This is a genomic window from Novosphingobium sp. (assembly GCF_025351285.1).
Lineage (GTDB): Bacteria > Pseudomonadota > Alphaproteobacteria > Sphingomonadales > Sphingomonadaceae > Novosphingobium.
Genome location: NZ_JANXWG010000060.1, coordinates 1 through 13700, shown reverse-complemented (window position 1 = coordinate 13700; position 13700 = coordinate 1). Strand labels below are relative to the sequence as shown.

Annotated in this window: 15 protein-coding genes and 1 tRNA gene; 5 read left to right on the top strand and 11 right to left on the bottom strand. The window is 63.3% G+C overall.

The genetic code is table 11. From position 1 onward, the window contains the following. A partial coding sequence (gene traA / locus Q0R16_RS07600; protein WP_295634448.1) for a Ti-type conjugative transfer relaxase TraA occupies nucleotides 1–1936 on the top strand: 1936 nt, incomplete at its 5' end. Continuing rightward, nucleotides 1933–2421 carry a hypothetical protein gene (locus Q0R16_RS07595; RefSeq protein ID WP_295634446.1) on the top strand — a complete coding sequence of 163 codons (489 nt, stop codon included), beginning with the start codon at nucleotides 1933–1935 and terminating at the stop codon, nucleotides 2419–2421. The genes traA and Q0R16_RS07595, both read left to right, overlap by 4 nt. 182 nt (nucleotides 2422–2603) lie before the next feature. Here Q0R16_RS07595 and Q0R16_RS07590 read toward each other — a convergent pair. From Q0R16_RS07590 to folE, 3 genes are all read right to left on the bottom strand, one after another. Next, nucleotides 2604–2677 (bottom strand) — tRNA-Gly (locus Q0R16_RS07590). Between the two features lie 119 nt (nucleotides 2678–2796). Beyond that, a complete protein-coding gene (locus tag Q0R16_RS07585) occupies nucleotides 2797–3837 on the bottom strand; it encodes an NAD(P)-binding protein (protein ID WP_366857310.1) in 1041 nt (346 codons plus the stop codon). Between the two features lie 17 nt (nucleotides 3838–3854). After that, a complete protein-coding gene (folE, locus tag Q0R16_RS07580; RefSeq protein ID WP_295634443.1) occupies nucleotides 3855–4412 on the bottom strand; it encodes a GTP cyclohydrolase I FolE in 558 nt (185 codons plus the stop codon). Between the two features lie 236 nt (nucleotides 4413–4648). Between folE and Q0R16_RS07575 the strand changes: the two genes are divergently transcribed. Then, on the top strand, nucleotides 4649–5233 hold the full coding sequence (locus Q0R16_RS07575; RefSeq protein WP_295634439.1) for a PAS domain-containing protein: 585 nt from the start codon (nucleotides 4649–4651) through the stop codon (nucleotides 5231–5233). A 13-nt stretch (nucleotides 5234–5246) separates the two neighbouring features. On the opposite strand, the gene Q0R16_RS07570 is transcribed toward Q0R16_RS07575, so the two are convergent. From Q0R16_RS07570 to Q0R16_RS07560, 3 genes are read right to left on the bottom strand one after another with little or no spacing between them, the layout of a single operon-like run. Further along, a complete protein-coding gene (locus tag Q0R16_RS07570; RefSeq protein ID WP_295634434.1) occupies nucleotides 5247–5399 on the bottom strand; it encodes a DUF2256 domain-containing protein in 153 nt (50 codons plus the stop codon). 8 nt (nucleotides 5400–5407) lie between these two features. Beyond that, nucleotides 5408–6124, bottom strand: coding sequence for an SDR family NAD(P)-dependent oxidoreductase (locus Q0R16_RS07565; RefSeq protein WP_295634431.1), 717 nt, complete (start codon nucleotides 6122–6124; stop codon nucleotides 5408–5410). Beyond that, nucleotides 6121–7470 carry an AarF/ABC1/UbiB kinase family protein gene (locus tag Q0R16_RS07560; protein WP_295634428.1) on the bottom strand — a complete coding sequence of 450 codons (1350 nt, stop codon included), beginning with the start codon at nucleotides 7468–7470 and terminating at the stop codon, nucleotides 6121–6123. The genes Q0R16_RS07565 and Q0R16_RS07560 overlap by 4 nt, the downstream gene beginning before the upstream one ends. Before the next feature lie 140 nt (nucleotides 7471–7610). Between Q0R16_RS07560 and Q0R16_RS07555 the strand changes: the two genes are divergently transcribed. Then, the gene (locus Q0R16_RS07555; RefSeq protein ID WP_295634424.1) at nucleotides 7611–8051 is read left to right on the top strand and encodes a DUF3429 family protein; all 441 of its coding nucleotides are present in this window, start codon (nucleotides 7611–7613) and stop codon (nucleotides 8049–8051) included. A gap of 48 nt (nucleotides 8052–8099) precedes the next feature. On the opposite strand, the gene Q0R16_RS07550 is transcribed toward Q0R16_RS07555, so the two are convergent. The 4 genes from Q0R16_RS07550 to Q0R16_RS07535 all read right to left on the bottom strand — a co-directional run bounded on the left by Q0R16_RS07550 (nucleotide 8100) and on the right by Q0R16_RS07535 (nucleotide 12129). Beyond that, entirely contained in the window at nucleotides 8100–8474 is a 375-nt protein-coding gene (locus Q0R16_RS07550) for a response regulator (RefSeq protein WP_295634421.1), read from the bottom strand. A gap of 162 nt (nucleotides 8475–8636) precedes the next feature. Continuing rightward, nucleotides 8637–9779 (bottom strand): acyl-CoA dehydrogenase family protein, encoded by a 1143-nt coding sequence (locus tag Q0R16_RS07545; protein ID WP_295634418.1) that lies wholly within the window; start codon nucleotides 9777–9779, stop codon nucleotides 8637–8639. A gap of 95 nt (nucleotides 9780–9874) precedes the next feature. Next, a complete protein-coding gene (locus Q0R16_RS07540) occupies nucleotides 9875–11068 on the bottom strand; it encodes an acyl-CoA dehydrogenase family protein (RefSeq protein ID WP_295634414.1) in 1194 nt (397 codons plus the stop codon). Between the two features lie 161 nt (nucleotides 11069–11229). Further along, on the bottom strand, nucleotides 11230–12129 hold the full coding sequence (locus Q0R16_RS07535; protein ID WP_295634411.1) for a haloalkane dehalogenase: 900 nt from the start codon (nucleotides 12127–12129) through the stop codon (nucleotides 11230–11232). A 269-nt stretch (nucleotides 12130–12398) separates the two neighbouring features. On the opposite strand from Q0R16_RS07535, the gene Q0R16_RS07530 reads away from it, so the two are divergent. Then, nucleotides 12399–13166 (top strand): hypothetical protein, encoded by a 768-nt coding sequence (locus Q0R16_RS07530; protein WP_295634408.1) that lies wholly within the window; start codon nucleotides 12399–12401, stop codon nucleotides 13164–13166. A 393-nt stretch (nucleotides 13167–13559) separates the two neighbouring features. On the opposite strand, the gene Q0R16_RS07525 is transcribed toward Q0R16_RS07530, so the two are convergent. Then, nucleotides 13560–13694 (bottom strand): TIM44-like domain-containing protein, encoded by a 135-nt coding sequence (locus Q0R16_RS07525; RefSeq protein ID WP_295634452.1) that lies wholly within the window; start codon nucleotides 13692–13694, stop codon nucleotides 13560–13562. Nucleotides 13695–13700: the final 6 nt, after the last annotated feature.

Genomic DNA, 13700 nt, shown 5'->3' with positions numbered 1-13700 from the left:
CCCGCTTGAGCCACAGCACAAGATAGGTGCGGCGGGATCACGACGCGAGATGAACGGCGAGGATGCCGAGCGCGCCGACGATCATATGCGGATCGCGCGCGAGAATGGCGACAAGATCATCGCCGATCCGGCGATTGCGCTAAATGCCATCACCCATAGCCAGGCCACGTTCACGATGCGCGATCTTGCCCAGTTCGCGTTCCGTCACAGCGACGGCAAGGATCAGTTCGATTCCGTCATGGCCTCGGTGCGCGGTTCCCCGGAGCTTGTCGCCTTGGGCAAGGACGGCAAGGATCAGGAGCGATTTACCAGCCGAGACATGATTGCAGTGGAGGAGCGGCTGGGGCTGTCCGCTTCGATGCTGGCGACGAGCGAGCGCCACGGCGTCGCCGACCAAAACCGCCATGCTGCGCTTGACGGTGCAGCCGAGCGCGGGATGGTTTTGTCGGGCGAACAACGCGATGCCTATGACCATATCACCGGCCAGCGCGATCTTGCCTCGGTCGTTGGCTATGCCGGGAGCGGCAAATCGGCGATGCTGGGCGTTGCGCGCGATGCCTGGGAGCGTGAAGGCTATACTGTGCGGGGCGCATCGCTGTCCGGCATCGCCGCTGAAAATCTCGAAGCCGGTTCGGGCATAACGTCGCGGACAATCGCGAGCCTTGAATATCAGTGGAAGCAGGGCCGCGAGCAACTGGGCGACCGCGATGTGCTGGTGATCGACGAGGCGGGCCTGACCGGGACGCGCCAGATGGAACGCGTCCTGTCGGCAGCGCGCGATGCGGGCGCGAAGGTTGTGCTGGTCGGTGATCCAGAACAGTTGCAGGCTATCGAGGCGGGGGCCGCGTTCCGCTCGCTCGCCGAAGCCCACGGTGCGGTCGAGATCACCGAGATCAGGCGTCAGCGCGACGACTGGCAGCGGGGTGCAACCCGCGCGCTTGCCACCGGACGGACGGGCGAGGCCATCCACGCCTACGGCGAGAATGGCATGGTTCACGGTGCCGAGACCCGTGAGGATGCGCGCGCCGAGCTTGTGGAGGGTTGGGATCAAGCCCGCACCAATGACCCTGCAAAAAGCCGCATCATCCTCACCCACACCAATGCCGAGGTGCGCGACCTCAATATCGCCGCCCGTGAGAAGCTGCGCGATGGCGGCGAGCTAGGTGGCGACGTGGACGTGAAGACCGAACGTGGCGAGCGCCAGTTTGCCAGTGGCGACCGGTTGATGTTCCTGCGCAACGAGCGTGGGCTAGGGGTGAAGAACGGAACGCTTGGCACGGTTGAGCAGGTGTCACCCGGCCATATGGCCGTCCGCACCGACGACGGGCGCAGCGTGGCGTTCGACCTCAAGGACTATGCCCATGTCGATCACGGCTATGCCGCCACATTCCACAAATCGCAGGGCGTGACGGTCGATCAGGCGCATATACTGGCAACGCCGGGGATGGACCGCAATTCGGCCTATGTTGGCCTTACCCGCCACCGCGACGGGATGCAGCTTCACTATGGCCGCGATGATTTTGCCGATCAGACCAAACTTGTTCGCACCCTGTCGCGCGAGCGATCAAAGGATATGGCGAGCGATTATCCGCTCCCCGACGCCCCAGTGCGAGCTTTTGCCGAGCGGCGCGAGTTCCGGTTTGGGGAAATGGCCCGCAACATGGTTTCCAAGGCGAGCGGGCTATTTGCCAACCCTGACCGCATTGCGGCCTTGCGGGGCCGTCTCGACAAGGCGCTTGGGCGCGAGCCATCGGCCACGCCGGACATGGCGCGCGCAGCCGACAAGGAGCCGGGGCAGGATCGCGGCACTGATTCCGCTGCGAACCGACTCCGCGCCCGTATGGCCGAACTGGGCCAACAGGTGCGAAAAGACGATGAGCGGGATCGCGACAAGACGAAGGATCGCGACCTTGACCGTAGAGGGCCGGGACGATGAGTGACACGCAGGACGATCCACTCTTGGGGCTTTTGACCGATATTGCCGAAGGGGTGGCGGCGCTGTCAGCGCGCGTCGATGCAATGGAAACAGAAGCTGTGGCGCATCGCGCCCAAGTGAATGAGGCGCTTGGCACAATCGCCGAGATCGCCACGAGGACATACTACGCCAGCAAGCCGTCAGGTGCCTTGCCGGGAGACGTCATCAACTCCGCAGTGATGACACCCATGATCGAGCGATGGCCGATTGAATGGCCGGTGACATTCCCATCTTCCGAGTTCAAGATATTGAACACCCTTGAGTCCGTTAGCACCGAGGAGATAGAGGCGCTTCTCTACGCGCGGGCTATGATCGCGGAAGACGCAACCAACGCTCAACGGCTTCGTCATACACGGACGTTGTTTATGCTGAACGAGGAAATGAGCAGGCGATTCAAGGCCCATGAGAAGAGCCAAGAGCGCGACACTCCGGGTCGAAGCCGATAACGCAATGACGCGACGTGCCGCAGGCTTTGACCTCTTGCGTCGCAGAAATTACTGGAAAATCGGAGAATCTTTTCGCCACCAATCGGCGGCTATTCCCCAAATTCTTCTACACGAATTCTACACAGGCAAAAAACAGCAAATTTGATCCAGTTTTATCAATGGATTAAACAAATCCAAAGATTTGGAGCGGGTGAAGGGAATCGAACCCTCGTCGTAAGCTTGGGAAGCTTCTGCTCTACCATTGAGCTACACCCGCATGGTCACCAGGTAATCACGGTCTTCCTGGCTGGCCGTTCGATCAACTAGCGTCGATCGAATGACGCGTCTGACGCGCGCCTCGAACGAGCGCCAATTGCCACACCGATGGCCGGTTGGTCAACGTGCAGTCGATCGATTCTTGCGCGCAACAGCGGATACCGGTGCCTTGCGTCTGGCGTTGGTCGGACGGGTCGGCGGTGTGTCGAGCCGGTCGCCGGCAATCGTATCCGCCAATTGCCGGCCCGATCGCCAGGCGAGTTCGACGCGGGGGCCGAGCAGCCAGTCGCCGCAGGCGCCGAGCCGCAGGGTCTTGTTCCACAACGCTCCGTGTTCCGCGCTCCGCACCATGGCATAGCGCCATCGGTGTGCCGACAAGTGCAGCAGGTCCGGCGGGGCTCCATCGCCGGCAAAGGCCATCAGCCCCTTCAGCATCGTTTGCGCGATGTCCCCGGCCGGTTGTTCCAGGTGGGCGTTCGACCAGGTGCCTTCGGCTTGAACGACCCAGGCTTCGCCGGGCGCACGGCCCGGTTTGCTGCCATTGCGCGCGGCCCAGGCCAGCACGCCCGTGTGGCGGATGACGTCGCTGGAAATCGGCAACGGGCGATCGAACGCGGCCAGCATGGTCCAGCACGGCTGCGAGCGCACCGCCATGGCCAGGCTTGCCATGGCCAGATCGTGCGCGCCGAGAAAGGCGGCGGCTTGCTCGGCTGGCAGCGCCACGATTGCTGCATCGAATGGCCCGTGGCGCTGACCGCCTTGTACCGTGACATGCCAGCCGGAAACATCGCGCGCCAGGCTCATGACATGGCTGGAATAAGCGACCGCCTGTTGCTTCGCCATGGCGGCTATGGGGACATTCATGGCCGGGAATCCGACCCAGGCTTCGGGACCGGCTTCGGGCCAGCGCGCCACAAGGCCCTGGTCCGCCCAAGCCGCGACTTGCGCGATAAAATCTGGATGGCGCGCAGTAAAGTATTGCGCGGCGTGATCGAACGCTGCCGTGCCCTTTTCCAATTCGACGCGCCGGGTACTCATTCGGCCGCCGGGGCCGCGGGCCTTGTCGAACAAGTGGACGTCATGCCCCGCTGCGGTCAACCGCTCGGAGCAGGCCAATCCGGATATGCCGGCCCCGATGACTACGATGCGCATGGCTTTCATTTACCGAACATAAACAATCAATTCCTGATCAAGCCGAGCAGTTCGGCGCGGCTGGACTTGTCGGTGAGGAAGCAGCCCATCATTCGGCTGGTGATCATGCCGACGCCGGGTGTGCACACGCCACGTCCGGTCATGCACCCGTGCTGCGCCTCGATTACAACGCCCACGCCAAGCGGTTGCAAGTTCGTCCAGATCGCCTGCGCCACTTGTGCGGTCAGCCGCTCCTGAATCTGCAGCCGACGGGCATAGCCGTGCAGCACGCGCGCCAGCTTGGAGATGCCGACCACGCGGTTGCTGGGAAGGTAGGCAATCGCGGCCTTGCCGGTGATTGGCGCCATGTGGTGCTCGCAATGGCTTTGGAACGGGATGTCCTTGAGCAGGACGATCTCGTTGTAGCCGGCCACTTCCTCGAAGGTCCGCGACAAGTGCAGGCCGGGGTCTTCGTCATAACCCTGGCAATATTCGCGCCATGCCCGGGCAACACGGCCGGGCGTGTCGACCAGACCCTCGCGGGTCGGGTCTTCGCCCACCCATTGCAGCAGCGTACGGATCGCGTCTTCGACGGCGGGCGGCACAAATGCGTCAGCGGACGCGTTTTCGCTTAGATTGACACTAAGGTCAGACGAATGGACATTCACGGCTGCCGGTCCCATGTGGGGCGGGGGCAGGCGCCGCCGCTCATTCATGGCTTCCCTTGCGGGCAGGAAGCAATTGTGAGCAACATGGCCGAAAGGGTAGGCAACATACCCGGTGTTTTTCTGGCTAGGCCGCGTTGCGCGTCCGGTCTTTAAAAAGGTGCAAGCAGGCAGATATGGCCATTTCCGACATGATCAGGGATAGCGCGGTAGCGGCTGTGATCAGCAATCCGCGGCTCCCCGATAACCCCATCATCGATTGCAACACGGCATTCATCGAACTCACCGGATATTCGCGCGAAGAAATAGTCGGGCGCAATTGTCGCTTCCTGCACGGTGACGGGTCCGAACCTTGGCTGATCGAAACGCTGCGCACGGGTATCCGCGAAAAGCGGCCGATCATGGTCGAAATCCTGAACTACAAGAAAAACGGCCAGCCGTTCCGCAACGCCGTGTTGGTGGCGCCGATTTTCGATGCCGAGGGTGAACTGGAATATTTTCTCGGCTCGCAGATGGAAATCGCCGAGACCGACGCTGCCGGCACGCGCGGCGCGGCTGCGCGGGCCAAGGTGGAGGCGCTGTCTTCCCGCCAGCACACGGTGCTGCTGGCGATCACCAAGGGCAAGCTGAACAAGCAGATCGCCTATGATCTGGGGCTGTCGGAACGCACGGTGAAGATGCACCGGTCGGCGATGCTCAAGGCGCTCGACGTCCATTCCACCGCCGAAGCCGTGCGGCTGGCGATCGAAGCCGGCTACTGACCGGTCTGCGGATTTAGGTACGAGAGCCTTTGGACGAACGGCAACGGTCCGAGCAATAGCGAACCTGATCCCAGTCGCGCGCCCATTTCTTGCGCCAGGCGAACGGCCTTGCGCAGGCTTCGCAGATCTTCGAGGGCAAATCGCCCTTGCGCACCATGCGGGCCATCGTCGATCCTAGCTCGGCAACCGCGTGCCGTCCCACGCGAACAATCCACCGCTGTCGGCCGGTGCTAGCGCGTCGATAACCGTGAGCAGGTGTCCGGCTGCCGTGGCCGGGGTGAACAGCCGATCGGGCGCCACGCCACGCTGGAAAGGCAGCGAAAGTTCGGTATCGACCGTGCCGGGGTGGAGCGCGGCAACAATTGTGTGCGGGTGCGAGCGTTTCAACTCGATTGCGAAATTGACGATCAGCATGTTGAGCGCGGCCTTGCTGGCGCGGTACGAATGCCAGCCGCCCAGCCGGTTGTCGCCGATCGATCCGACGCGGGCCGATAGCGCTGCGAACACCGCGCGGCGATCGCGCGGCAACAGCGGCAGGAAATGTTTGGCGATCAGCGCCGGGCCGACCGTGTTGATGGCCAGAACTTGCGCCATCGCCTCGGCATCGATCGCGCGGAAGCTCTTTTCGGGCGTGATCGCGTGACTGGCATCCTGAAGCACGCCGCTGGCGATCAGCACGAGCTCGACCTGGCCGCCGATGGAATGGGCCACTTCGGCAATGCTCGCTTCGTCGCCAAGATCGAACGCGAATGGTTCGACGCCCGCCGGCAGGTCGCCTGGCAAGCGCCGCGCGCCGGCATGGATGCGGTCGAAACGCCCCGATGCGGCCAAGGCTTCGGTCAAAGCCCGGCCGATGCCCCCGCCGGCGCCGAACACGACTGCGCTGCTCATTGCACAGCCTCGCCCGGTTCGGCCGCGCGGTTTTCCGCAAGGACGCTTTCGACCAGGTCACGCAAAGCGAAGCGGGCCTGCATCTTCACCGCCAGCAGCGCGGTTCCGCTGATCTTGCGCTGCACGAACAGCGTTTCAACCGGTGGGATGTGCCACGCCGCGCGATCGGTCACGATGCCTTCGAGATGGCCGCGCAACCGCGCGACGAACGACCGGTCGGCGAAATCGAACAGTCCCGGTCGGCCGAGATGCTCGATCAAGACCGCGATCATCCCATCGAAGGCTGCGGAATGGCGTTCGAGCATGAACGGTGAAACGAAACCAGCCTCGACCATCGCCGCGCGCAAGCCCGCAGGATCGCCGACCAACCCCGCGGCCAGGAGCCGGCGATAGGCCGTGGCCGTTTCTGGAACTACGCCACGAGCCGCACCGAAATCGAGCAAGACAATCCGCGCGCCATCGGCTTGCCAGCGGTAATTGGCGAAGTTCGGATCGGTCTGCATGAAGCCGAATTCGAATAGTTCGCGCAGCACCAGCCGGAACAGCGATTCAATCGCCGCATCGCGCACGTCCTGCGGGGCATCGAGCAGCGTCTCGATGGGCTGGCCGGAGATGAAATCCATCGCCAGCACCCGTTCGCTGCACAGTTCCTCGACCAGTCCCGGTACCACGAATGCCGGTTGATTCGCCAGCATGGCCGCGTAGCGGCGCAATTGTGCGGCCTCGCGGTGGTAATCGGCTTCTTCGTGCAACTGGCGCTTGGCCTCTACCAGCAGCGGCGCGATATCGAGACTGGCGGGGAGCAGTCCGGTCATCCGCAGCAGCGTGGCCACGTTGTCGACATCGGCATCGATGCTGGTGGCAATCCCCGGATATTGCACCTTGATCGCAACAGTGCGGCCATCGGGCAGGGTGGCGCGGTGGACCTGGCCGATCGAGGCGGCGGCCACGGGGGTCGCTTCGAACCGCCGGAAGCGCTTGCGCCAATCGGCGCCCCATTCCGCGCGCAGCACTTTGTCGAGTTGCGCGGGCGGCATGAAGTGCGCTGCATCGCGCAAGCGTGCCAGGATCGCGGTCAATTCGGGCGGGAGCATGTCGCCCGCGTCCATCGAGATCATCTGGCCCAGCTTCATCGCCGCGCCGCGCAATCGCGATAGCTGCTCGGTCACGCGGCCGACGCTGGCGGGGGTGAGCAGCAGGTCCTGCATGTGCGGCCGCTCGCCCCGGGCCAGCCGGCGGGCGCCTTCAGCCAGCACGCCGCCCGCCACCGATCCCGCCAATTGGCCGAACACCGCGGCGCGCGACAGGCGGCCTGCGGGCACCTTGCGGAAACGGGGATCGCTCATCGCAATTGTCGCTCCAGGCGCGGGCAGCCGGGCCTGCGGCACCCTATGGGCCGGGCACGGCGGTGGCGCGACCTGACCCTAAGGGTGGCGTGAACCAAAGACCAGCTTGCCCGAAGCGATGGCAGGGTGACGAGGGCGTGATGGTCCAGACGCTCCCCCGCCCGCTCGTTGTCCTTGGCTTGGCCGGCTTGCTTCCGCAGGCGATTTGTCTGGTGATGGCGCTGGACAGCGCCAACCACTATTTCGCGATTGCCGCGGCTTGTTGCTACGCGGCAGTGATCCTGTCGTTCCTCGGCGGGATGTGGTGGATGGCCGGCGCCCTGAGCGGGCTGCGCGAACCGGGGGTCTATGCGATGGCGGTGGCGCCGAGCCTGGCCGCCTGGGTAGCGCTGCTGCCGTGGTGTGTCGGCTGGACCTGGCCGGGGCCGTCGCTGGCTTTGCTGGGCGTGCTATTGCTGGCGAGCCCGCTCGCCGATGCGTCGCTGGCGTCGCGGGTGGCGTTGCCGGCGGGGTGGTTGAGATTGCGCATTGTCATGGCCGGAGGCCTGGGGCTCCTGACATTGGCGATCGCAGCCGTGTGATCGCCGTGCGTTCGGGTGCCGCCGTATGATCGCTGTGCGATCGGGCGTCTAACCCACGTTCAGAAGGTTCGAGATGGCGGTAATGATCTGCATCGCCACGAACGGCTTCTGGACCATCACGCTTTCGGGGACGCCATAGGCGCTGTGGTCGGCGGCGCTGTCACCGGTGATATAGATGACCGGAAGCGCTGCGTGGATTTCCCGGGCATGGCGCGCAACGTCCCAGCCGTTGGGGCCTTTGCCAAGCCTGATATCGGTCACCAGCGCGCAGAACGCAGGATCACGATCGCCAAGCGTTGCCATTGCACTATCGCCGCAATGGCACATTTCGTGCGCGAATCCGGCTTCTTCGAGAGCATCCGCAATCGACAGCGCAATAAGCGGTTCGTCGTCAACGACGAGGACAGTTAACCGTTCGTCCAAGTGGATACCCAATCCCCAGGCCTTTACCCGATGGCGGCCAATCTCGAATAATGCAGACTGTTGCGATCGGTTCCCGCTGCGGACCGAATTTTTTTGTTCAATGAGAATCGGTTAGCTTGCAGGACGCGCGTTATATCCGCGCATCCTGCAAGCGCCATTTTCTCAGGCGTCGAGCGTAAGCTGCTCGAAGCGATCGAGATGGAAATCGGCCGAGCCGAACTGGTTCTCGATCATCGTGGCGCGCTTGAAGTAGTGGCCGATCGCCAGTTCCTGCGTGATGCCGATGCCGCCGTGCGTCTGGATCGCGTTCTGGCCGACGAAGCGGATCGAGCGCGAGACCTTGGCCTTGGCCAGGCTGACCGCGGCCTTGCGCCCGTTCGCGGGCAAGTCGAGCTTGAGCGTGCCCATCAGCGCCATCGAGGCGATCTGTTCGACCTCGATGAAGATGTCGGCCATGCGGTGCTGCAACACCTGGAACTTGCCGATCGGCACGCCGAACTGCTTGCGCTGCTTGGTGTAATCGAGCGTGCCTTCGTGCAGCTTGCGCGCAATCCCGCAAGCTTCGCCGCACATCGCCACGGTGGCTTCGTCGACCAGTTGTTCGACCAGGTCGATCCCGCCCGCGATCAACGCATCGCCGGGGATGGCGACGTTCTCGAAATAGATTTCCGATGCCTGGAAGCCATCTACCGTCGGGTAGTCGCGACGCACCACGCCAGGCGATTTCGCGTCGATCAGAAACAGCGCCACGCCCTCGCGCTCACGCTGGCTGCCGCCGATGCGCGCGGTGACGAGCAGGTGCGTGGCCCAGGGCGCCGCATAGACGACTGCTTTCTGGCCGTTCAGCACATAGCCGGCACCGTCCGCCTTGGCGGTGGTGCGCAAGTTGGCCAGATCGTAGCGGCCTTGCGGTTCGGCATAAGCGAACGCGATCACGGCCTCGCCCGAAATGATCGCAGGGATTACCGCATCGGCCATCGCGCCGCCCCCATGGTGCTTGGCATGCTTCATCGCACCGCCGCCGATCACCACGGTCTGGAGATAAGGCTCGATCGCGATGACCTTGCCCAGCTCTTCCATCATGATCATGTTTTCAAGCGCGCCACCGCCCAGCCCGCCGTGCTCCTCGGCGAAGGGCGCGCCGAGGATTCCGAGTTCGGTGGCAAGCGCCCGCCACACGCCGGGATCGCGCCCTTCGGGCCGGGCGAGCATCATTTTGCGCGTCTCGAAATCATAGGTGTCGGCCAGGAAGCGCGCGAGCGTGTCGCGCAGCATGTCCTGCGTTTCGGTGTAGCTGAAATCCATTGTCCTCGATCCCATAAGCAGGGGCCGGCCTTATGACGAAAGGCCGGCCCATATCAATGTACCGCCGCGCCCTTGGCGCGCGCGGAAGCTTTTTGTCAGAGACCCAGCACCATCTTGGCGATGATATTGCGCTGGATTTCGTTCGATCCGCCGTAAATCGTGGTCTTGCGCGTGTTGAAGTACGTCGGAGCAGCGCGGTGGGCATAATCGGGGCCGATTGGGTGCTCGTTATCGCCCTCTCCGAAACCGCGGAAATAGGGCGCGCCGTAATGGCCGACCGCCTCCAACGACAATTCGGTTAGCCGCTGCTGGATTTCAGAGCCTTTGATCTTGAGCAGGCTCGATTCGGGCCCGGGGCCCTTGCCGGCGCTTTCTCCCGCCAGGCTGCGCAGTTCGGTATATTCGAGCGCGGTCAGGTCCATTTCCAGCTCGGCGATCTTGCGGCGGAAGAACGGGTTGGCGATCAGCGGCTTGTCGCCATCCATCTCTGCCCGCGCGATGGTCTTGACCTTCTCGATGCCGCGCTTGGATGCGGCCACGCCGGCGATGCCGGTGCGTTCGTGCGCCAGCAGGAACTTGGCGCAAGTCCACCCCTTGTTCTCCTCGAAGATGCGCTGGTTGACCGGCACGCGCACGTCCTCCAGCCATACTTCGTTGACTTCGTGCTCACCGCCCAGCGTGATGATCGGGCGCACGGTGATGCCGGGCGATTTCATGTCGATGAGCAGGAAGCTGATGCCCTCCTGCTGCTTGGCATCGGGGTTGGTGCGCACCAGGAAGAAGCCCCAATCGGCGTGCTGCGCCATCGTGGTCCAGGTCTTCTGGCCATTGACCACGTACTCATCGCCCTCAAGCACGGCCTTGGTGCGCAGCGAGGCCAGATCCGAACCCGAACCCGGCTCGGAATAGCCTTGGCACCACCAGTCGCCACCCGAAAGGATGCCGGGCAGGAACCGCGCCTTCTGCTCGGGCGTGCCGAAGGTGTAGATCACCGGGCCGACCATCGACAGGCCGAATGGCATCAGCCGGATGCAATCGGCGCTCGCGGTTTCTTCGGACCAGATGTACTTCTGCGTCGCGGTCCAGCCGGTGCCGCCGTATTCGACCGGCCAGGCCGGCGCGACCCAGCCCTTCCTGGCCAGCACGCGGTGCCACGACAGGAAATCTTCCTTGGTCAGCTCGTCGCCTTCATCCTGCTTGCCGCGCAGCGTTTCCGGATAATTTTCGGCGATGAAGGCGCGCACTTCGCGCTGGAACGCCAGATCCTCGGGGCTGAAATCCAGGTGCATTTGCTCTCTCCAAAATTCAAATCGTCGCGACGGTCAACCGCCGCCGGGCAGATGCCCTGCAGCATCGATCATGAAAGCGCGTGCAGCGCACGTCAATGGCACGAGGGTGCAGTGCATATCGGCCGTTGGATCAACCGCTCATCGGAGCGTGCGCAAAACGATCATGGTGCGGGCGCGATCTTGAGAATGCAATCGATGAAGCCGCGCGGATCGTCCTCCTGGATGAAGTGCCCACCCTTGAGCGTGGTGTGCGGCTGCCCGGCGGTTCCCGGAACCCGGCCGATGAACAATGCGTCGCCGCCGCGCGTGATCGGGTCACCATCGCTGAAGCAGCACAGGAACGGCTTGTCCCAGCGTTCGAGTGCTTCCCACGCCTGCTTCTGGTCGGGCACCGCCACATTGCCCTCGAACGGCACGAAAGTCGGGAAGATCCGCGCGCCGGCCTTGTAGGCGTTCGCGGGGAATGGGGCATCGTAAGCCGCGATTTCAGCCTTGGACAACCCGCGCCTGGTGCCCTTGCCGATGATCCCGCCGATCGGGAACAGCGGGCTCCACTGCGAAAACGCGCGCCAGATCGCGAATGCGCGCGGCGCCGGGCCACCTTCGGGAAGTCCGCCGTTCGACAGCGCCACTGCGGCGAAGCGATCGGGCATCGCCGCGACCAGCCGTAGACCGACAAGCGATCCCCAGTCCTGGCAAGCGAGCGTGATGCCCTCGAGGTCAAGCTGCTCGATCCACGTGCGCATCCAGGCCACATGGCGCGCATAGCTGTAATCGGTTTGCCGCGCGGGCTTGTCCGACTTGCCGAAGCCGATCAGATCGGGCGCAATCACGCGGTAACCCGCCGCCACAACCGGGGCGATCATATGACGGTAAAGGTAGCACCAGCTCGGTTCGCCATGCATCATCAGCACGATCGGCGCATCGCGCGGGCCTTCATCGATGTAATGCAGCCGCAGCCGGGTGCCGTCCTGCGGATCGGCAATCTCGGCATAGTGCGGCGCGTAGGGAAAATCGTCGATTCCGGCGAACGCCGCGTCCGGGGTGCGAAGGACTTTCAAACGACTCTCCGTAACCACGCGCGGTAATATTGGCACTATGAATGCCGGATTGTTCCGCATTGGTCAATGCGTGCTTCTGCGGCGCCTTTGCTGTGCTGGACCGCACAGCGCGATCGCGTGAACACGCGCAATTTGTGCTTTCAGCCTGCGATGTCGGTCTGGACAATATCTCGCAATCAGCGGAAAGGTACCGCGTGGAACATTCATCTGCACGTGGCCGGCCGGCAAGGCTGGCCCGAGCCCGCCCTCAACCGATCACGCGGCCAATCATGCGACTGGTTCGCGCCGCAATGCTGCCTGCGGCAAGCTGCGCCCTGCTCGCAGGCAGCACGGTCATCGGCCATGCGCAGTCGATCGTCGTTCGCTCGACCGGGCCTTCGGCAAACAGCCATCCCAAGGGCCAGCGATTGCAGCAAGGCGCCATCGTGACGCTGCGCAACGGCGACATCATCACCATCCTCGACAAAGCCGGCACGCGCGTGCTGCGCGGGCCGGGAACTTTCCGGCTCGATGGGGTGGTGGTGCGCGATAACGGCGTGGCGGCGCGATTGTCGCGCTCGCTCGGCGATCCGGCCGCGTTGCGCTCGACCTTGCGCGCCGGCGCGGTTCGCGGGCTGGGCAACGCAGGAACCGCATCGGCGGCTTTGCCCGAAACGATCTGGCTCGCCGATGTCGATGCAGGCGGCAACGTCTGCATGCCCAAGGGCGGCCGTTTGTTCCTTTGGCGCCATGCCACCGTGGCAGGTCGGTCCGGTTCGATTGGCACGACTGACGATCGCGTGAAATTGAATGTGCAATGGCCGGCGCAAAGCTGGGGCACCGCTTGGCCCATCGGTGCCTTGCCGCTTGCCGATGGCGCGACTTATCGGTTTACCGACCAGGGGCCAGTATCGAAAACGGTCGAGTTCAAAATCGTTGCGCTGGACCCGACAGTTCTTCCCACCGACGCTGCGGGCCTTGGCGCGGTGTTGCTCGACAGTGGCTGCACAGCGCAGTTCGACTGGCTGAGCAGCAGCCTCGAACGCCTCGGCCGATAGGTACAGCATACCGCCGAATGAAGCGGCCGCGCCATGTTTGAGAACATGGCAAATGGTGCCCGGGGACGGAATCGAATAAGCGGATGCGGAGCTTTTATATCAACATGTTATGCAGACCATATAATATCGTGGCCACCATAATGGCCCCCAAAAAATATTCAAGCCATTACGCGCGCGCGAGGCAATGTTCCCTAACGTAGTGGGTTATAGCCCGTTTGCTTGAGGTTATTCCTAGGTTTGAGATGGAGGGATACAATTTGCCATGTAATGCAACAATAATTTTGCCCTCTCTGACCGTACCAATAATTTAAGCCAGATTTGATTCGCCGACCACCTCCGGGCCGGGACGGACCTGGACGGACACGTGTCGTTTACTTCATGCACCGTGCTCAATCACGGCGAGCCGTCTTGAATGGCTGAAAGTTTCCAAGGAGCGCCGTCTTGCCTAACGAATGTCCAATGCTCGGTCGTTTCAGAAGGGCGGTTGGGATCGCCCTCGATTACCGCGCGAGTATTCCTGTCGCGCATCACATC